The 18,030-nt window shown below is 35.0% G+C and carries 21 protein-coding genes and 1 pseudogene; 6 read left to right on the plus strand and 16 right to left on the minus strand.

Annotated features, from left to right (window positions below; all coding sequences use genetic code 11):
• Positions 1-28 precede the first annotated feature (28 nt).
• The 9 genes from ILA26_RS08380 to ILA26_RS08420 form a co-directional block, all read right to left on the minus strand.
• The gene (locus ILA26_RS08380; protein ID WP_292896267.1) at positions 29-2,644 is read right to left on the minus strand and encodes a transglutaminase domain-containing protein; all 2,616 of its coding nucleotides are present in this window, start codon (positions 2,642-2,644) and stop codon (positions 29-31) included.
• A gap of 391 nt (positions 2,645-3,035) precedes the next feature.
• Positions 3,036-3,509, minus strand: a complete 474-nt coding sequence (locus tag ILA26_RS08385; protein ID WP_292896269.1) for a pyridoxamine 5'-phosphate oxidase family protein — start codon at positions 3,507-3,509, stop codon at positions 3,036-3,038.
• A 110-nt stretch (positions 3,510-3,619) separates the two neighbouring features.
• On the minus strand, positions 3,620-4,036 hold the full coding sequence (locus ILA26_RS08390; protein ID WP_292896271.1) for a hypothetical protein: 417 nt from the start codon (positions 4,034-4,036) through the stop codon (positions 3,620-3,622).
• A gap of 20 nt (positions 4,037-4,056) precedes the next feature.
• The gene (locus ILA26_RS08395) at positions 4,057-5,199 is read right to left on the minus strand and encodes a toxic anion resistance protein (protein ID WP_292896273.1); all 1,143 of its coding nucleotides are present in this window, start codon (positions 5,197-5,199) and stop codon (positions 4,057-4,059) included.
• Between the two features lie 11 nt (positions 5,200-5,210).
• A complete protein-coding gene (locus ILA26_RS08400) occupies positions 5,211-5,789 on the minus strand; it encodes a zinc ribbon domain-containing protein (RefSeq protein ID WP_292896275.1) in 579 nt (192 codons plus the stop codon).
• A gap of 9 nt (positions 5,790-5,798) precedes the next feature.
• Positions 5,799-6,713 (minus strand): hypothetical protein, encoded by a 915-nt coding sequence (locus ILA26_RS08405; RefSeq protein ID WP_292896277.1) that lies wholly within the window; start codon positions 6,711-6,713, stop codon positions 5,799-5,801.
• A gap of 77 nt (positions 6,714-6,790) precedes the next feature.
• Complete coding sequence (gene dtd, locus ILA26_RS08410; RefSeq protein ID WP_292896279.1) at positions 6,791-7,231, minus strand: D-aminoacyl-tRNA deacylase; 441 nt, start codon at positions 7,229-7,231, stop codon at positions 6,791-6,793.
• 4 nt (positions 7,232-7,235) lie between these two features.
• On the minus strand, positions 7,236-8,477 hold the full coding sequence (gene sstT, locus ILA26_RS08415) for a serine/threonine transporter SstT (RefSeq protein WP_292896281.1): 1,242 nt from the start codon (positions 8,475-8,477) through the stop codon (positions 7,236-7,238).
• Positions 8,478-8,485: 8 nt separating this feature from the next.
• The gene (locus tag ILA26_RS08420) at positions 8,486-9,436 is read right to left on the minus strand and encodes a malate dehydrogenase (RefSeq protein ID WP_292896283.1); all 951 of its coding nucleotides are present in this window, start codon (positions 9,434-9,436) and stop codon (positions 8,486-8,488) included.
• 188 nt (positions 9,437-9,624) lie between these two features.
• Here ILA26_RS08420 and ILA26_RS08425 point away from each other — a divergent pair, with 188 nt between their 5' ends.
• Entirely contained in the window at positions 9,625-10,275 is a 651-nt protein-coding gene (locus ILA26_RS08425) for a hypothetical protein (RefSeq protein WP_292896285.1), read from the plus strand.
• On the opposite strand, the gene ILA26_RS08430 is transcribed toward ILA26_RS08425, so the two are convergent.
• Positions 10,272-10,535, minus strand: coding sequence for a zinc ribbon domain-containing protein (locus tag ILA26_RS08430; RefSeq protein WP_292896287.1), 264 nt, complete (start codon positions 10,533-10,535; stop codon positions 10,272-10,274). The genes ILA26_RS08425 and ILA26_RS08430 overlap by 4 nt on opposite strands.
• Positions 10,536-10,621: 86 nt before the next feature.
• On the opposite strand from ILA26_RS08430, the gene ILA26_RS08435 reads away from it, so the two are divergent.
• From ILA26_RS08435 to ILA26_RS08445, 3 genes are all read left to right on the plus strand, one after another.
• Positions 10,622-11,419, plus strand: a complete 798-nt coding sequence (locus tag ILA26_RS08435) for an amidohydrolase family protein (RefSeq protein WP_292896289.1) — start codon at positions 10,622-10,624, stop codon at positions 11,417-11,419.
• A gap of 242 nt (positions 11,420-11,661) precedes the next feature.
• Positions 11,662-12,429 carry a V4R domain-containing protein gene (locus ILA26_RS08440; protein ID WP_292896291.1) on the plus strand — a complete coding sequence of 256 codons (768 nt, stop codon included), beginning with the start codon at positions 11,662-11,664 and terminating at the stop codon, positions 12,427-12,429.
• A 150-nt stretch (positions 12,430-12,579) separates the two neighbouring features.
• Entirely contained in the window at positions 12,580-13,536 is a 957-nt protein-coding gene (locus tag ILA26_RS08445) for a hypothetical protein (protein ID WP_292896293.1), read from the plus strand.
• A 25-nt stretch (positions 13,537-13,561) separates the two neighbouring features.
• Here ILA26_RS08445 and ILA26_RS08450 read toward each other — a convergent pair whose 3' ends face one another.
• From ILA26_RS08450 to ILA26_RS08465, 4 genes are read right to left on the minus strand one after another with little or no spacing between them, the layout of a single operon-like run.
• Entirely contained in the window at positions 13,562-13,981 is a 420-nt protein-coding gene (locus tag ILA26_RS08450; protein ID WP_292896295.1) for an NUDIX domain-containing protein, read from the minus strand.
• Between the two features lie 8 nt (positions 13,982-13,989).
• Positions 13,990-14,442, minus strand: coding sequence for a MarR family transcriptional regulator (locus ILA26_RS08455; RefSeq protein WP_292896297.1), 453 nt, complete (start codon positions 14,440-14,442; stop codon positions 13,990-13,992).
• A gap of 38 nt (positions 14,443-14,480) precedes the next feature.
• Complete coding sequence (locus tag ILA26_RS08460; protein WP_292896299.1) at positions 14,481-15,479, minus strand: GGGtGRT protein; 999 nt, start codon at positions 15,477-15,479, stop codon at positions 14,481-14,483.
• 1 nt (position 15,480) lies between these two features.
• Positions 15,481-16,173: a hypothetical protein gene (locus ILA26_RS08465; protein ID WP_292896301.1), complete on the minus strand. Its 693-nt coding sequence runs from the start codon at positions 16,171-16,173 to the stop codon at positions 15,481-15,483.
• Between the two features lie 203 nt (positions 16,174-16,376).
• Between ILA26_RS08465 and ILA26_RS08470 the strand changes: the two genes are divergently transcribed.
• Together ILA26_RS08470 and ILA26_RS08475 are read left to right on the plus strand one after the other, a co-directional pair.
• A complete protein-coding gene (locus ILA26_RS08470; protein ID WP_292896303.1) occupies positions 16,377-16,676 on the plus strand; it encodes a putative quinol monooxygenase in 300 nt (99 codons plus the stop codon).
• A 172-nt stretch (positions 16,677-16,848) separates the two neighbouring features.
• A complete protein-coding gene (locus ILA26_RS08475; protein WP_292896305.1) occupies positions 16,849-17,631 on the plus strand; it encodes an NAD(+)/NADH kinase in 783 nt (260 codons plus the stop codon).
• On the opposite strand, the gene ILA26_RS08480 is transcribed toward ILA26_RS08475, so the two are convergent.
• Both ILA26_RS08480 and ILA26_RS08485 read right to left on the minus strand, forming a co-directional pair.
• Positions 17,624-17,860, minus strand: a complete 237-nt coding sequence (locus ILA26_RS08480; RefSeq protein ID WP_292896307.1) for a 4Fe-4S binding protein — start codon at positions 17,858-17,860, stop codon at positions 17,624-17,626. The two genes, ILA26_RS08475 and ILA26_RS08480, sit on opposite strands and share 8 nt — an antisense overlap.
• Before the next feature lie 49 nt (positions 17,861-17,909).
• Positions 17,910-18,030 (minus strand): annotated as a pseudogene (locus tag ILA26_RS08485) (IS5/IS1182 family transposase); the annotation flags it as partial.

The following is an 18,030-nucleotide window of genomic DNA, read 5'->3' on the forward strand; positions in this document are numbered from 1 at the left end:
AAAAAAAAGAAAAAAGTAAGGATAGTAATTAGAATGAAATGCCTGCGTAAATACCGTTGAGGCTAAATGATTTCGTATTCCAATTAGCTATACTTCCTAATGAATTTCTTGAACTGGTAGGGTCTGCTACAGTCCATTTTCCATCAATTAACACTTGAGCCCATACATGCCCATAGGTACTTCCACTTGAGAATTTACATGTTCCGTGAACATATCTAGCAGGAAGATCCGCAGTTCTAAACATAGCTACAAGTAAATGAGCTTGGTCTACACAATTACCAGTTCCAGAGGACAATGTTCCAGCCGCACCATATTTGGTGTTGTAATAGAAACTATATGAGATATGGTCTCTTACATAGTTATATATTGCAGTAGCCTTAGCTGATGCAGTGGTTAATCTATTAGTTACTGAATCGACAACCTTTTTAATAGCTGCATTACCTACTTGACAATTTGTAGTAGATTTAAGATAAATTGATAAATCTTTAACAGTATTATCCTCATTTAATCCGGTACCAGATTGAGAACCTGATGGGGTTGATGAACCATATTTGATTGTTACATAATTTGGCAACTTATTGTTATTACCAGGATAGAATGCTAAAATTCTTGAAAATGAATCCACAAGTTCAGAATAGATAACCTTACCAACAGCAGAACTTCCATAAGCTGGAGCCTGTTTATTGGTACTAATGAAATTAGCAACATTTGTAGCTAATTTGACAAAATCATTCTTATAGAGATTTGCATTAATGTCATCTCCTGAAGGAGAAGACGGAGCAGTCACTCCATAAATGATTGGTATATCATTAGTTTTTGAATTACCTAACTCTTCAATTGCTCTACCCATTAAATATAAGAATTCAGGGGTGGTGAATGTAATTCCACCAGTGGTAACAGTGCTTGGCACTTTATTATTATTTGCATAATAATTTTTCAGTGAAGTTGCTCCTGCAATAATATTCTTTATGGATATAGTAGGAGTCTTGATTACTGAAATTTTAGTACTGCCAGAGCATCCGGTATAATCATTGCTGCCTCCAAAGTTATAGTTTACAGTATAGTTTCCTGGCACTAAATTAACATTAAATGTAGCGGATCCACCGGAGGTGGTTGCTGTGTATGTTTTTGAGTTAACAGTTAATTTAACTGTTTGGCCAGAAATAGCTTTATTTTCTGAGTTAACTAATGTCACTTTTAGGGAATTTGTTCCTTGATTGAATGAAGTTGCACTTGCCCAACTAATTTTTGATGGAGTTCTCTCTTTAACTGTTATTTCAGTTGATTTACTTATGGAATTAATTTTAGCTTCGGCCTTGTTGGTATACTTGATTGTATATTTGCCTATATCCAAATTAATCGGAAGTGAAACCATACCGTTAGCGTCAGTTGTCTTAGTGTAAGAAACGCCATTTAAAGTTAGGGTGACTTGCTTGCTTGCCAATGGAACAGTTCCTGATTTTAATGCTACCTTAAATTGTGTACCTGCACCTTTACCGAATGTTGTAGTACTTATTACAGTGAAAGTCGGAGTTTTACTTGGTATAACAGTGACTTTACTTTTAGTACTTGAAGCGGCATAAAAGCTGGTTTTTGCAAATTTATATTTTACATTATAAATGCCTGCTTTAAGTGAAGGCAATTTAAGCTGAGCAATACCTTTGGAATTAGTATTAGATTTATATGTCTTACCGTCTATTTTAAATTTGATTTGTTTACCTTTACCAGGAGCGTAACCAAATTTATTGAGTAACTTTACCTGAATGACTTTTGAGTCACTAGTAAGGAAAGTGTAATCACTAGCGGTTAAGGTAGTGGAAGTTGATTTAACAACCTTAACTGTATTAACTATTTTCAAACCGTCAGTATTATATGAAGTAATTTTATAAGTACCTTTTTTAAGAGTCTTTAATGACAGTTTAGCAACACCTTTAGCATTAGTTTTAACTTTGTATTTTTTACCGTCAATCTTGAACTTGATGGTCTTTTTAGCTAATGCCTGACCATTGCTATTTAAAAATTTTGCCTTGAATTTCTTACTATCAGTATACACTTTACTAATATCACTAGCAGTTATTGTAGATAATATTTTGAAAGTGGTCTTTAAGGTGTACCCGGTTGCTGGATTAGTTGCAGCAACAGTGTAAGTTCCTGGTTTAAGATTTATACTCATAGAGATTCTACCGGCACTGTCAGTCTTTTTAGTGTAACTTTGGCCATTTACAGTTATCTTAACATTGGTGTTAGATAATGCCTTACCATAGTTATCCAAAAAGGTAGCGGTATATTGTGTACTTCCTTTGTAATACTTTGTAACATCTTTAGAAGTGATAGTCTTAGATGGATCAATTTTAGTATCATTTGCTATTGAATCGTTTTTATCACTTGTTAAAACATTACTCTTTTCATCAGAGTTAGTTGATAAAATATTTGAATTTTCAGATTCGAGAACATTGTCTGATGTATCATCAACAACGGTTGATTCTTGCACTTCCTGTGAGGAACCGTCACTGTCAAGTGAAATCAATTCATCTGAAGTAGTTGAATATGAATCTGTAACATTTATCTCACTTGCGCAAACAGCACTAATTGAAAAAACAACAACCAATGCTAATAACAAAGTGATTAATAATTGTTTATTCAAAATAATTTACCTCCTAATTATTATTTTTTAAATCTCATGGGAACTTAATCCCACTACAAGATAATTTATTTAAAAAATCTTATATAAACCTTTTTATTTGCCAAATCCTTTTAAAATTCTTTAATTTTTAAAAATAAGTTTAAAAAATAATTAAAATTTTAAATTAATAAATTGATTATTTAAATAAGGTTATAAAAAAGAATTCTTTATTAAGATAATATTTAAAGATATAAAACTGTAACAAAATGAAAATAATGATTAAAATTTTTATTATATGAAATAACATATAATTTAAACTTATTTAAGATAAAAACATTTAATAATCAATGATTACAATAAAAAATAAGATATTTAATAAAAAAAATAAAAAAATAAAGACAATTAACCGATTTTATTTTTCCTTAACTATTTTTCCTGAAATGTGTTCAATTGACAGCTCAAAGACCTCAGTTCGATGTAATAATTTTTTGATTTCATTAACAGTTTCCTCATGGGTCGGGAAAAATTTATCCCCCAAATATGTCAACTTCTCTATTTTTTCATCATCATCGGACAATGTTGTTATCCGACCAAAAACTATTACACTTTTAAAAATATATGACCAATCGTCTTCCTCATTTCTAACGCCATTATCCATGACGCAGTAGGATGCCTTGTCGTGACTTTCAACCGCATCATTCTTATGTCCGGTCATTGCTCCATGAAAGTAGATCTTGCCGTCTACATATACATGGCTCATCGGAAGAGCATAAGGATAATCATAATCACCCAAAAGGGCTAAAACCCCCCGTGGCTCATTTTTCAGTATTTCAATGCATTCATCTTCAGAAAGCATCTGGCCTTGCCTTCTCATTTTTCTAAACATGGTATAATATTTGTCAAAGCTATTAAAAATAATTAGCATACATTGAAAATTTTAAAAAAAAGGAATTGCTGAATGTAAAATACATGGCAAATTTCATCCAGCATTTTTAATTAATGTGCAACAATGACAAATACGATAAATATTGCAATTAGGCACAAGCAGCAGCCTATATTTGTTTTGGTGTTGTCGTTTTTCTTCGGGTTATCATGATTAGCCATGACTACCGGCCTAACGGTGTATTTGTCCTCATTGTCATATACATCAGCAAGTTTAATTGCAAGCCAAAAGGAGCGGATAATTGACACTACCCATAAAATCAACCCAATCGCCACTATTCCTTCAAGAATCGGATCGTCAAACACTGTTAGGAGACCAATAATCCATGGGATTTCATAGGTTAAGCCCTCTAAAATCCAATTATTATTGTTGTTTTTAAGACCTATGTATACAAATCCAAACCCGTTTAACATGAATATGAACGATAGGATTACCCACCATGACCTTTTAATTTTTTCAGCTGCGTTCATAATTAACCTAAAGAGTGTTTTTAATTAAGTAGATTGTCGTTGCTTGTTTCAATCTTTGCAATAACTTTTTGGCCATTGTCAGCCATATCTGAAAACATTTGAATAGTTTCTTTCATTTGTGGTAAAGCTTGTTCCTTGTAAGTGCTTACGTCTTCAATAGCTTGAATAGCATCGGCAAATGAAGCTTTTAGGACATCTGGAGAAATCATTGTTTCAGCACTGTGCTTTTGAATTTCACTTCCTTGCTCCTTAAGCATGCGTGAAGTGGATTCTATGATGTTTTCTGTTGTCTTATTCAATATATTGATTTTTTCCATGACAATTTTTTGATCATACAATGCACTTGCAACCATAACACCAGTTCTTAAAGCGGAAACTGTTACGTTTTGAGCTCTTTTTACTCCACGAATCAATTCTTTGTTGTTACGTCTTATAACATTAAGTGAAACGATTCCTTGCTGGTTTACAACTATCATTTGTTGCATGTCCATTATTCTCTGTCTTAATGGGAATAGGATTTCCTCACGAACAAATGCGATTTTTTCCTCATCGACACCTTCGATTTCGGCAGTCTGAATTTGAGCTTCAATAGATGCATCCATTTGCTTACCAAGTTCTATATCTGCTAAAAGCTTGTTTGTAACTTGCCTTAAGTAGTTTTCTTCATTTAATAATGTTGTATTGTCATTCTGCAATACTTTAGTACTTTTATCAAGAGATTCGACGATTTCGGAAATTGCAACTTCAGCCTTTTCATATTTTGCAAAGTATTTCCTGACAGGATTCATTATGTTTCCCAAAACACCTTTCTTTGCAAAGTCCACCTTACTTGGGTCCAAATCCTTCATCTGACGATTTAGCTCAAGTAATTTCTCACTAATATTGTCTGCATCCTTGCCCCCTTTTGTCAAATCGACAAATCTGGTAGCCAATATTTCATTGTGGGCTGCAGATCTTGACATCTCATTTAAACCAAAATCATCCAATGGTTTTAAGATACTTTCTCTTTCTTGAGGATTATCCAAATTAGCTTCAAATATTGCAGTAGCATTTCCTTGCGCTTTGTCTTTTAAATTTGAGTTTTCTAATTTTTCTTCTTCCTCTTTAAGGGTTGTTTCAACATCTTTTTTTATTTCATCTACATCAAGTGAAAATTCAGCCATGTTATCACCTATTAATTTAAGTATTTTATTTTATTAGTATCTATCTTTTCAGTGTAATTGTCAACGGTCTTACCGTCCTTAATAATTTCAACAGTCACATGGTCAGGGTCAGGCAACTTGTATGTTGTATAATGACCAAAGCTTATTGCATAATTTGAATCATAATAAACCTGATTCAATTTTTCGGTTTCCTGACCTATCTGTGTACCATTCTTATCAAAATAAGTTGTTTTGATGAGATATCCATTCATATCATCAGGAACCTTGCTAAATAATGCTTGAGTATATAATGTGTAGCTTTTTTTACCGCTTGATGAATCCCAACCACTAACTTCAGTTATGGTCAAAGTCACATGGTCCGCATCATCTGTGGTGCTTTCTACATTTGAATTGTCATTATTACCGGTCATGGCAATGACAAGCAATCCCAAAATAACAACAATCGCTATTATGACAATGAATATTTTGCCGTTTTTCATAATACCATCCAGAGAGGATTTGCTCACAGTTTCAAAACTATGGCCGCAATCCATACAGAATTTGGCATCATCAGGCAATTGTTTTCCACAATTTGGACAATTTTTAGTCATCATACCACCCTAATATTCCTTAACAGAATCTATTAAGCTTTCCATATCATCTAATAATCCTTTTACATCATCATCAGAACCGGTCTCATTGCTAATGTTGATAACCAGTTCATTGGTTAACTTTTCAATTTGGTCTATAATCGTATGCATTGCACTGATCTTGTTTTCAATTTCACCTTGAACTCTCGGAGTGTCTTCAGCGGCAAGGTTAATGATATTTGATGCTGCATCAGCCTGTTTATAGAAGAGCTTGTGTGAAGAGTCGATTATTGCAATGAACTTGTCATAAGTTATCTGTGGAGGAGCAAATCTTTTTTCAATTAAATCCCTAACTGCACTTTCCTTAACGTCAAATAAAACCTTCAGGTTATTGATCTCCTTCTCATATCTTTTAAGTGAACCAACACCAAAATCGGAAACTGATTCACTAAAAGGACTTTCAATAGTTCTTTGAACATTCTCCTGAGGTTTAACACTTGCAGGCTTATTTGCTTGAACTCCAATATAACTATTCAAATTGAAAATGCGATATAAATAGATTAGAGGAATAATCACTAAAATCAGTATTAACAACATCCCGAACCTGTTTCCACTAAAAAAAACCGGAACGGAAACGCATGCTAATATAATATAAAACGATCCTAAAACCCATGGAAGGGAATCATGAATAAGCAGTACGTCTGATGAATTTCCCAAACCTCTTTTTAATCTCACTTTTGAAGCGGCCTTGGACTTAGGAGCATATTTTAAAATCTCATCATCAGATAAAATGCCTTCTTTTGGCTCTAGGATATATCTAACATCATTAATTGTCTCAACACAATTAATCTTATTGCCATTATCATCATAGGCATGTGAATCTTTAAAAGTTAAAGGAGTGGTTAGTCGTTTAATCTCCTGCGCTTTTGAATTTTCAATAGGCATTTAATTTACTTCCCCATATTATTAGTAAAAATATATTTAGAAGTAAATGTTTTTAAATATTTGTATTTAACTTGTTATTATTCAAATTCTTTTTCAAGTAAAATGGTGACTGGCCCATTATTCAATAAGCTGACTTTCATGAATGCACCAAATTCACCTGTTTCTACATCGATTAGCTCACTGCATTTGTCTGTAAAGTAATCAAATAATTCGGTTGCCCTGTCGGGAGATAATGCCTTGTGAAATGAAGGTCTATTCTTTTTGGTATGAGCATATAATGTAAATTGAGGAACCAGCAATAACTTGCCCCCAATATCTTTAACAGACTTGTTCATTCGTCCGTTTTCATCCTCAAAAATTCTTAGCTTTGCAAGTTTGCCTGCCAAATAATCAGCTTCCCTGGTTGTGTCATTTTGGCCAAAGCCAACAAGAACCATCAAACCGTCTTCAATTTCACCAACAATTTCATCTTCCACTTCAACACTTGCTGAAGTTACCCTTTGGACAACCAATTTCATTCAATCACCTTTTTGCAAATTCACCTAAATAGTTCATAGGCTCTCCAGATTTAAGCCTATTGTAATACTCCGCAGTGGCAGTGAACAAAGCATCACCCGCTGAGTTAAGTGCAGTTTCACATGAGTCCTGAATAACTCCAATGATGAAACCAACTGCAACAACCTGCATGGATATGTCCTGACCTATACCAAATAGGGAACATGCCATAGGAATGAGCAGTAATGATCCTCCAGCAACACCTGAAGCTCCACATGCTGCCAATGTTGAAATACCGCACAATACTAATGCAATTGGTAAAGGCACATCAAGTCCTATTGTGTAGCAGGTTGCAAGGGTCATTACAGTAATTGTAATGGCCGCACCTTCCATGTTGATTGTGGAACCTAATGGGATACTGATTGAGAAGAAATCCCTATCGATTCCAAGCTTTTCACACAATCCCATATTGACCGGAATGTTTGCCGCTGAACTTCTTGAGAAGAATGCTGTAATACCGCTTTCCCTCAGACAGGTCAAAACCAATGGGTAAGGGTTGCGTCTTAATGCAACAGCTGAAATGAGTGGATCGGTTATGAAAGCAACGAAAGCTATACATCCAACAAGCAATAGAATCAATTGACCGTATTGGGTAAATATTCCTAAACCGCTTTCAGAAACGGAAGTGAATACCAAACCCATGATACCAATCGGTGCAAACTGAATGATTCCACGCACAATTCTTGTGATTGCATCAGCAAAATCCTTAACAAGGTCCTTTGTACTGTCACTTGCAACGTTTTTCAATGCAATACCCAACATGATTGACCAAAAGAGGATTCCTAAATATTGTCCTTCAGCCAATGACTGTATAGGATTTGCAAATATGCCTAAAATCATGTTTGTTATAACATCCTGAAGAGCACCAGGAGCAGTCTGAGTACTTGCCGCAGACAAATGAATGAAAACTGGGAACAAGTAACTTCCGATTACCGCAACCAATGCTGAGAGAAATGTACTGAAAATGTACAATACTATTACTGTCTTATATCTGGAACCGATTCCGGATCTTGCCTTGGAAATAGCGGAAGACACCAAAACAAATACCAAAATAGGAGCAACTGATTTAAGGGCAGTTACAAATAGTTCTCCAGGAAAACCAATAATCGACCACTTTGGAACTAAAACACCTAATGTAGCTCCAATTACTAAACCAATGATAATTTTTAAAATAAGACTAGACTCTGTCCATTTTTTAATAATATCCATATAAACACCTATAAATCAAGGTGAGATAAGACTTCATCAGTAGCTTCCCTAACTGTATTTGCAGCCGCAAAGAACTCTGTCTTTTCAATGTCGTTCATATGAATCGGAACAATCATTGCAACACCTTTCTTTGAAATTACGGCCGGAACGCCCAATGAAACATCTTCAACTCTCTCAATTTCACCATCAAGATAGCTACTAACAGTCAACACTTTATGAGAATCAGTAATGATTGTTGACATTAAGTTAGAAATAGCGAATGCTGGGCCATATTCTGTTGCGCCTTTTTTGGATATTATTGTATTACCTGCGTTTTTGAGTTGTTCTACCAGTCCTCTGATGTCTAAATCTACATATTCAACGAAATATTTCAATGGAATACCACCAATTGTTGTTGAACTTAAAAGAGGCACCATGTGATCACCATGCTCACCGATGACCCTTGTGTGGACTTCAGAACTGTTAATATCTATTTGTCTTGAAAAATAATTTTTTAACCTTAATGAATCTAAATGGTTTCCAACACCAATGACCTTGCTCTTCTTAAAGCCAGATGCCTTGAGAGCAATTGTAGTCATAACGTCCACTGGGTTGGTTGCAACCAATATAATTGAATCGGGAGCATGTTCAGCTATCTTTTTAGAGTAATAGCTTACAATTTCCGCATTTGGAATTGCCAAATCCAATCTTTTCATGCCCTTTTCCCTGTGAATTCCCGCAGCGATAAGAACAATTGAGGAACCGGCAAGATCATTAAAATCTGATGTAGGAGTCAACTTACAATCAATGTCACGTGCAGCCAGTGCATCGTACATGTCATAAGTTTCACCTTTGGCTTTATCAAGACTTTTAGGTCTTGAAAACATAACAATTTCATCAACTGTATCTTCACGTGCCAACGTGAATGCCACATTTTTTCCTATAATTCCAGTTGATCCTAAAATACTTACTTTTACCATATCTTAATATTAGTTTTTTATATAAAAATAACTTTCTAAGTCAAAAAAAATGTGTTAAAATTATTAAAAATAATCATTAATTTTATAAAAAGATTATTAAAGTCAATGAAATAATAAAATTTGTTTAATAATGAAATAATTTATATCTTAATAGTTGATTAATATTATACTATATACGAGTTGATAATATGGCAGATGATGAATTGAAACTTGAAACAAAATGTTATGATGCTAATGAATATGGATACATCTACGGGTTAAACAAGAAGATTCCGGATGAGGAGTTTGAAAAGGTCAAGCCCTATTTCAGGAAATTCAAAAGAATGGATTTCGTAGAGGGAAATGTTCAGGTTACAGGAAGGCCTGAAGGATGGAGATGCCTTGAAAAAGATGTTGCAAAAGTTGAGGAAATCCTTGGAATCACAAACACATTGGAAAAAAGACAGAACAAGGTCAAGGAGGCATTTGCAGACCCTATCAAAAAGGCAAATCTGATAGACAAGTCATATGAATGGTTGAAATTGCTATTTGAAAAGACAGGAACAAGACCAGAACAGGACCTATCAAGACTTGCAGTACACTCAACTAAAATATACGACCCTCAGGACAGCTACAAGAACGGTGCAAAAAATGGGGAAGGTGAACTGTTCATATACACCCCTCATGGAATGTGGTACATCATCAACAATTGCGGAGAATTTGCAGACAAATCCTTGAACAATGTCAATACTCCTCACGGCGGAGCTGTTGGCCATAGGTTGATGTATGATGATTTGGTTGACAGGCTGATTAGAATCTACACTGAAGAAAACATTTATTCAGGTGAAAATTTATATTAACCTTTTATAAATCTTGTATAGACCAAAAATGCTATTAAAACCACAGCGACAATAATTGCTGGCACAATACCCATGAATCCATATATTAAGGCTACAATAAAAAAGATCAGCAGAAACAGCAATGTGGATATGTTGCTTGTGTGATATATGGAATTAATTCTTCCAATATCATGATTATTAACGCTGGCCCCACAATTTGCGCAAACGGATTCCTGTGGAGACAATATCTTGTTGCATTTTGGACATCTTTGAACAGGCATAATACATATTATTTATTTAAATAATTAAATATTTTATTAATAAAAATCAAAAATATTAACTATATTATTAAAGGTGGTTTAATTTCATGCAAAAAATTATAAATGCACATTGTCACATTTACCCTGAAAAAATTGCAGACAGAGCGGTAATCGGAATTAGAGATTTCTATGACTTGGACATGTCCCTGAACGGTAAAGTCGAAGGAATGCTTAAGGACGGTGCAAAAGTTGGAGTAACACATTACCTTGTCCATTCAGTTGCAACCACTCCAAAGCAGGTCAAGTCAATCAACGAATTCATTGCAGAAACTGTTAATTCAAATCCGGATTTATTTACAGGTTTCGGCACATTGCATCCTGACAGTGAGGACATACAAGGTGATTTCGATTATCTGATTGAGCTAGGTCTTAAGGGAGTGAAATTGCACCCTGATTTCCAATTATTTGCCATGAATGAGGAACGTGCATACAAAATCGGTGAGGTGGTTCGTGAAGGAGGAGTCCCAATGCTTGTTCACTGCGGAGATTTCAGATACAACTATTCCAATCCTGAGCAAATTAAACCATTTTTAGACAAGTTTCCTGAAATTCCATTCATCGGCGCACACTTTGCGGGATGGAGCGTATGGAAGGAAGCCACCGAAAAGCTAGCCGGAACACCTAACCTCTATGTTGACTTAAGCTCCAGCTTATACGAATTGACTCCTGAAGAGGCATACGACTTGATTCATGCCTACGGAACTGATAGGGTTCTTTGGGGTACAGATTATCCAATGTGGGAATCAGACAGCGAAATGGAATACTTCAACAAAATCGATTTGACCGACGAGGAAAGGTCACAAATTTTATACGACAATGCTGCAAAATTGTTAAACTTAGAATAGTCATCATGACTATTTACCCCCTATTTTTTTATCAACCCTCTTTGAAAAAACCATACCATTAATTGATTAGACTGTTTCATTAAGTTTAGTTTTAACTAAATTTTTCTAATTTCTTATTTTAACTGTTAAGATTAATGTAAACTAATTTTAAGGCACAAAGCATAGTTTTATATATAATTAAAGATTAAATATAAATTCAAAACCTGAAATTTGAAAGTAGTTTTAATTTAAGGAGGCTAATTATGACTACCTCAAACCCAATACAAATTATATTGAATGAACATAAAACTGATTCACCTTTGATAGACATTGACATTATCAAAAGTCCAGCGAAATATGAAATTCTAGAACTGTTGAGGCATGATGAAATGAATTTTGAGGACATTGTAGAGAACACCTCAAAATCAAAAGCAAGCGTTTCAATGCATTTAAGGGATTTAAGAAAGGAAGGCATTGTAAAATACAAGGCAGATCCTACTGACAACAGAAAAAAAATATTCTACCTGAATGCAGATTTTTTAGGTTCAATCGATACAAACAAAACAAAAATAATCAAGAAAGAGCAAACCAAATTAATGATTGACGAGTTCATTGAAAAGGGAGACATCGAATATGTGATACTCCTGACACAGACATTCAAGTCTATGCTTATGGAATTCGGAATGGACATAACACCGGTTCTTCAAAAGATCGGCAACCACATTGGAGAATACCTATTTGCACAATTGCAACATGAGGACCTTGACATATTCACCAAAAACATTTCAAAATATTGGCTTAAAAACAACTTAGGAGAATTATCCTTCAATATAGACAACAACATTGAAATAACCTGTGTCAACTGTTTCGAATCCAAGGATTTGGCAAAATCAGGAACACCAAGTTGTTATCTTGAAAAGGGAATGCTTGAAAAGCTATTCAGCATGTTTTTCAATTTCGATTTGAATATTGATGAGATCATGTGCTACTCAATGGGCGATGAAAAATGCGTATATCAAATCCAGCCTTAACTGTTTAGTTCAATATTAACAATTAATCAATTAATCCTCTTTTTAAAGTCTATAATTCAAAATTAGACTTAATAAGGTATTAAGATATCTTATTAATATTAAAAAGAGGTGATAAAATTGAAATTTAAAAGCATTTTAATTTTTTTAATTTTGATTTTTATAACTATAGCATCCGTTTCGGCGGAAAATGAAACAGTTAAAAACACTCACAACACAGATATCAACGACACCAAATACATTAACACCAAAGACTATTATTTCAATGAAAACGGCGAAAGAATTCCCTACACATCAGATACAGGGAGTTTCAACAACGTAACCATGAGCAACGGATACAATGCCTATGCAATCCAAGACGGAGGATACATTCAAACAAAGGACTCAAAAACCCACCCATCATTTTGGAACGACACATATTATGCAGTTGATGCAAATGATACCGAAACCGTTGTGGGACATTGGTACTTTGCGGACAAGGCTCCTATTGGAGAATATTTGAAGATTCTGTTCTACAATCATTATGACGATCTTCTAAATTCAAACAAGAATTATCCCAACATTCCAAGCTCAATATTTGTACAGTCATATGTATGGGATCTTTACAAGAATGCCGGAAACACGGAAAAGTTGACATACTCCTACAACAGGGAGGCAGTTAATCTATACAACAACGGCTACCGCATAAACAATACCGGAAATATCCAATGGCTAAACGAAACAACATACAGGATATTTGACTTTTTGGGATTTAAGAATGCCGATCCTACCCACAAGGACCTGTGGGGCTTTAAAATCCAGTTGTTCAATAAACCGCAAGAAAATAATGAAACCGACAATGAAAATTCAACCGAAAAAATAGAAAATAACACGAATTCCAATAATCAAACAATTTCAAACAAAACTGATGCAGACAACAGTGCAAATAAAACAATTAACAAAACAGACAACACTTCAAATATTGAAACAAATAATGATAAATTTTCAGATGAAAAAGCATTCAAAAATCATCAGATTGATGCGAATATAAAAACAGGAAATCCTGTATACATATTGTTAATCGTGCTAATAATAGTTTTAGTGATAGTGCTAATTAAAAAACAGAAATAATGTGACAATTAGTCACATATTTTTTTTAATTTTTTGTAAATGCATTGACAGCAGGTTTTGTCAACAGCCCATCATTAATCATTTCATCGACTTCATCACGGGTAAACCAACCGTATTCGTCATGCTCTTCGCTGATTTTTACCTCATCGCTAACACAAGTCACTTTCATAATCAGTTGGATTGATTTTACCTGTTCGGATGTTTTACAGGCAGTGTAGTCGTTTCTCACAACATTGTACAGCTCATCAACATCAATTTCAAGTCCTGTCTCTTCAAGATATTCCCTTTTAAGCGCATTGTCAAAGTATTCGCATTTTTTGACCTTGCCTCCAGGGATTTCCCATTTTCCAGCGTCATGAGCTGATTTTGACCTGACTTTCAAAAGTAATATCTTACCATTGTATTCACATATTCCCCTTACTGCTAGTCCCCACATTGTATTCATCATATCACCTAAAAATCAGCTGAATTTTGAGTCAATTCATAAAGAATCTTCTTTAAGTTGCTTACCTGCTCTTCAGAAAAGCCATTGGTAATCTTGGTTTCCCATTCATAAGTAATCTTGATTAAAGAATAAGTTGTCAATTTGCCCTTCTGAGTCAAGTTAAGAATTTTTCTACTTTTATTTGCCTCATCAGGCACCCTTTCAATGTAGCCTTTTTTCTCCAATCTCTTAACGATTTTAGCCACATTAGCTTCAGAGACATATAATATGTCAGCCAGTTGCCTTTGTGAAAGTTTATCATGGTAAAAGATGTTTATCAGATAAGTCAAATCCCCTGTAGTCAAGTCCAAGTCCTTTAACTTTTCCTTTAAAAATGCATCATACTTCAAATTGATATATTCCATATATAAAGTCAATGGAGTGAATAGAACTCTCTCTTCATCCCAACCTGCATCTACCATGATTTTCTCCAAAAAAATAATTTAAGGGAAAAGTTCCCTTATTTCATTGCCTTTTCAACCGCTACAGCAACTGCCACACTTGCACCGACCATAGGATTGTTTCCCATACCGATTAATCCCATCATTTCCACGTGAGCCGGTACGGAGGATGATCCTGCAAACTGTGCGTCGGAGTGCATTCTACCGAGAGTGTCAGTCATACCGTATGAAGCAGGTCCTGCAGCCATATTGTCTGGATGCAAGGTTCTTCCGGTACCTCCACCTGAAGCGACGGAGAAGTATTTTTTGCCTTGTAAGATGCATTCCTTCTTGTAGGTTCCTGCAACAGGGTGTTGGAAACGTGTAGGGTTGGTTGAGTTACCTGTGATTGACACGTCAACTCCTTCCAAGTGCATGATTGCTACACCTTCACGCACGTCATCTGCACCGTAGCATCTAACTTTTGCCCTTTCACCATCGGAATATGCCTTTTCACGTACAACTTTAACTTCACCTGTGAAGTAATCGAACTCGGTTTGCACGTAAGTGAAACCGTTGATTCTTGAAATGATTAATGCAGCGTCTTTTCCGAGACCGTTCAATATTACGCGTAAAGGTTTTTCACGAACTTCATTTGCAGAGTTTGCAATACCGATTGCTCCTTCCGCTGCTGCGAAACTTTCGTGTCCTGCAAGGAAAGCGAAACATTCACTTTCATCACTTAAAAGCATTGATGCCAAGTTACCATGACCTAAACCCACTTTTCTGTCATCGGCAACACTTCCAGGAATACAGAATGCCTGAAGCCCTTCACCGATAGCCTTTGCAGCATCTGACGCTTTTGTGCATCCTTGCTTGATTGCAATTGCAGCTCCTAAAATGTATGCCCAGCAGGCGTTTTCAAAGCAGATTGGTTGAACTCCCTTAACGATTTCATATGGGTCAAAACCTTTGTCGAGACAGATTTGTTTTGCTTCCTCAAGGTCTTTGATTCCATACTGTTCCAAGACCGGAGTGATTTGGTCAATCCTTCTTTCATAACTTTCAAACAAGCTCATCTTATTCACTCCTTGGATCTATTTTTTTGACTGCATCATCAAAACGACCGTATTGACCGGTAGCCTTTTCAATAGCTTCCATTGGGTCAACGCCCTCTTTGATAGCATCCAACATTACACCTAAATTGATGTATTTGTAACCTATAATTTCATTATCTTCATCAAGCCCGATTTCGGTAATGTAACCTTCAGTGAGCTCTAGGTATCTTGGACCTTTTTCTTTTGTGGAATATATTGTTCCAACTTGGCTTCTGTGGCCTTTTCCTAAGTCTTCAAGTCCAGCACCTATTTGAAGTCCTCCTTCTGAGAATGCAGATTGAGTTCTTCCGTAGACGATTTGTAAGAATAATTCACGCATTGCAGTGTTGATTGCGTCACAAACAAGGTCTGTGTTCAATGCTTCCAAAATGGTTTTTCCAACCAATATCTCACCAGCCATTGCAGCAGAGTGAGTCATTCCGGAGCATCCCAAGGTTTCAACCAATGCTTCCTCGATGATACCATCTTTAACGTTTAATGTTAATTTGCAACATCCTTGTTGTGGTGCACACCATCCGATACCATGGGTAAAACCGGAAATGTCGGAGATTTCTTTAGCTTTAACCCATCTACCCTCTTCAGGTATTGGAGCAGGTCCATGATTAGCACCCTTGCGAACAGGACACATATTTTCAATTTCTGTTGAATATATCATTATTTTTCTCCAAAATTTTTTTACTATTTTAATTTATTTGTTTTATAATTAATGTAGTTTATGAAAAATTATTTTTCGTAAGAAATCTTCAAGACAAATAACTCTAAAAAAATTTAATCACAATAGAATTTGTAAGAAATAACTTACAATCACCTATTTAATTTAAGTATAATAACTTAAAAACTATTATTTAGGTGAAAAATATGAGTTTCATAGTTGTTTTAGCAAAAGTTACACCAAAGAAAGGTTGTGTTGACACAATCATAGAAATTTCAAAAGATTTGATTGAAACTACATTATCCGAGGAAGGTAATATTGACTATCAACTATTGCAGTCAACCGACGATAGTGACATATTGACCTTTGTTGAAAAATGGGAATCCCCACAAGCATTGCAAAAACACATGGCTTCACCACATTTCCAAAGCTTTGGCGCTGAAAGTGCTGAGTTTATTGAAAATATGGAAATCCAAGTAATCGATGCAACTGAACTAAAATTATAGTTTGATGTAGATTTCCTATTTCATTATTTCTTTTTTTATTATTTACTTCAATTATCTTAAAGACATCCTAATTTTAATTAATTGAATATTAACAACCATCAATATTATCGAAGCCACTTTCAAGAATATTGACTGTAAAAACTTATTAGAAATCAGCATCATATTATATTCTATGAAGATATTTATCAACAGCGATGATTTTAAGCAAATAGCTAAAAAAACAAAAGAGAAACTTATTGATTTAGCCAAGAGCCACGATATAGAAATAACTGATGACATTAAAGATTGTGACATCATCTTTTCAATCGGAGGGGACGGCACATTACTTAAGACCTCAAGATTGGCAGATGAAAAACCGATAATTGGAATAAATACCGGAACATTAGGCTATCTGACTGAAATCAATCCTGAAAATATCGAAAATGCCTTAGACGACATTGTCAATGGAAACTATACAACCGAAGAGAGAATGATGCTTGAAGGGGAAATCATTAAGCCTTCAGGAGAGGCCATTGAAATACCTGAATCATTGAATGAGATAGCAATCTCCAAAAACACATTCGGAGTTGTAAGATTCGATGCAATAGTCAACGGCAAAATAATCAATTCTTATACAGCAGACGGCATCCTTGTATGCACCCCTACAGGCTCAACCGCTTACAACCTCTCCTGCGGAGGACCAATTGTGGATCCGACTGCGGAAATCATAACATTGACTCCAATAGCTCCACATACAGTGATAAACAGAAGCATAATATTGTCAGATGAATCAATCGTTGACATCAAGATTACGGAACTCAGGGATGAAACCACATCATTCGTTCTATATGACGGCCTTCCTGTTGAAATATTCAGCGGAGACACATTAAGAATAAGAAAATCAAAAAAAGTTACAAAAATAATAAAGCTTGAGGACAGAAGCTTTATCGATACAATTCGTGAAAATATCAGTTAACTGTAATGCAGTCGTTAGGACAAATAGCAACGCATACTCTGCAGCTTTTGCACACCTGTGCGTCACGTACAGTACATTTGTCATCCAAAATCTGCAAGACATTGTTTGGACAAGCTGTTGCACACTTTTCACAGCCGCCACAGTCATCAGCATTTATGTCAATGTGACATTCCTCTACAACATCTTCCTTTTCCTTTTTACCTCTTTTAAAAAATGAACCTATACCCATAATAACTACACTCGAATTTCGTTATAATATATTTAGGGGCCTGAATTTTTTAGTTCTCAGATAATTGTTGTATGGCCGTTTTTGAGTAGTATCCTTGTGATATGATTAGGGCTCCTAAAAATACATTTAGATATACGGTTTTTGCAACTGATTTTGGTGTGTATTTGTGT

This window comes from Methanobrevibacter sp. (genome assembly GCF_017940815.1).
In the GTDB taxonomy this organism is placed as follows: Archaea; Methanobacteriota; Methanobacteria; order Methanobacteriales; family Methanobacteriaceae; genus Methanocatella.

Bases quoted from the DNA above. Each gene is read 5' to 3' on its own strand.
- ILA26_RS08385 (WP_292896269.1), bottom strand. From the start codon at position 3,509: ATGTTTAGAAAAATGAGAAGGCAAGGCCAGATGCTTTCTGAAGATGAA.
- ILA26_RS08390 (WP_292896271.1), bottom strand. From the start codon at position 4,036: ATGAACGCAGCTGAAAAAATTAAAAGGTCATGGTGGGTAATCCTATCG.
- ILA26_RS08395 (WP_292896273.1), bottom strand. From the start codon at position 5,199: ATGGCTGAATTTTCACTTGATGTAGATGAAATAAAAAAAGATGTTGAA.
- ILA26_RS08400 (WP_292896275.1), bottom strand. From the start codon at position 5,789: ATGACTAAAAATTGTCCAAATTGTGGAAAACAATTGCCTGATGATGCC.
- ILA26_RS08405 (WP_292896277.1), bottom strand. From the start codon at position 6,713: ATGCCTATTGAAAATTCAAAAGCGCAGGAGATTAAACGACTAACCACT.
- dtd (WP_292896279.1), bottom strand. From the start codon at position 7,231: ATGAAATTGGTTGTCCAAAGGGTAACTTCAGCAAGTGTTGAAGTGGAA.
- sstT (WP_292896281.1), bottom strand. From the start codon at position 8,477: ATGGATATTATTAAAAAATGGACAGAGTCTAGTCTTATTTTAAAAATT.
- ILA26_RS08420 (WP_292896283.1), bottom strand. From the start codon at position 9,436: ATGGTAAAAGTAAGTATTTTAGGATCAACTGGAATTATAGGAAAAAAT.
- ILA26_RS08425 (WP_292896285.1), top strand. From the start codon at position 9,625: ATGGCAGATGATGAATTGAAACTTGAAACAAAATGTTATGATGCTAAT.
- ILA26_RS08430 (WP_292896287.1), bottom strand. From the start codon at position 10,535: ATGCCTGTTCAAAGATGTCCAAAATGCAACAAGATATTGTCTCCACAG.
- ILA26_RS08435 (WP_292896289.1), top strand. From the start codon at position 10,622: ATGCAAAAAATTATAAATGCACATTGTCACATTTACCCTGAAAAAATT.
- ILA26_RS08440 (WP_292896291.1), top strand. From the start codon at position 11,662: ATGACTACCTCAAACCCAATACAAATTATATTGAATGAACATAAAACT.
- ILA26_RS08450 (WP_292896295.1), bottom strand. From the start codon at position 13,981: ATGAATACAATGTGGGGACTAGCAGTAAGGGGAATATGTGAATACAAT.
- ILA26_RS08455 (WP_292896297.1), bottom strand. From the start codon at position 14,442: ATGGTAGATGCAGGTTGGGATGAAGAGAGAGTTCTATTCACTCCATTG.
- ILA26_RS08460 (WP_292896299.1), bottom strand. From the start codon at position 15,479: ATGAGCTTGTTTGAAAGTTATGAAAGAAGGATTGACCAAATCACTCCG.
- ILA26_RS08465 (WP_292896301.1), bottom strand. From the start codon at position 16,173: ATGATATATTCAACAGAAATTGAAAATATGTGTCCTGTTCGCAAGGGT.
- ILA26_RS08470 (WP_292896303.1), top strand. From the start codon at position 16,377: ATGAGTTTCATAGTTGTTTTAGCAAAAGTTACACCAAAGAAAGGTTGT.
- ILA26_RS08475 (WP_292896305.1), top strand. From the start codon at position 16,849: ATGAAGATATTTATCAACAGCGATGATTTTAAGCAAATAGCTAAAAAA.
- ILA26_RS08480 (WP_292896307.1), bottom strand. From the start codon at position 17,860: ATGGGTATAGGTTCATTTTTTAAAAGAGGTAAAAAGGAAAAGGAAGAT.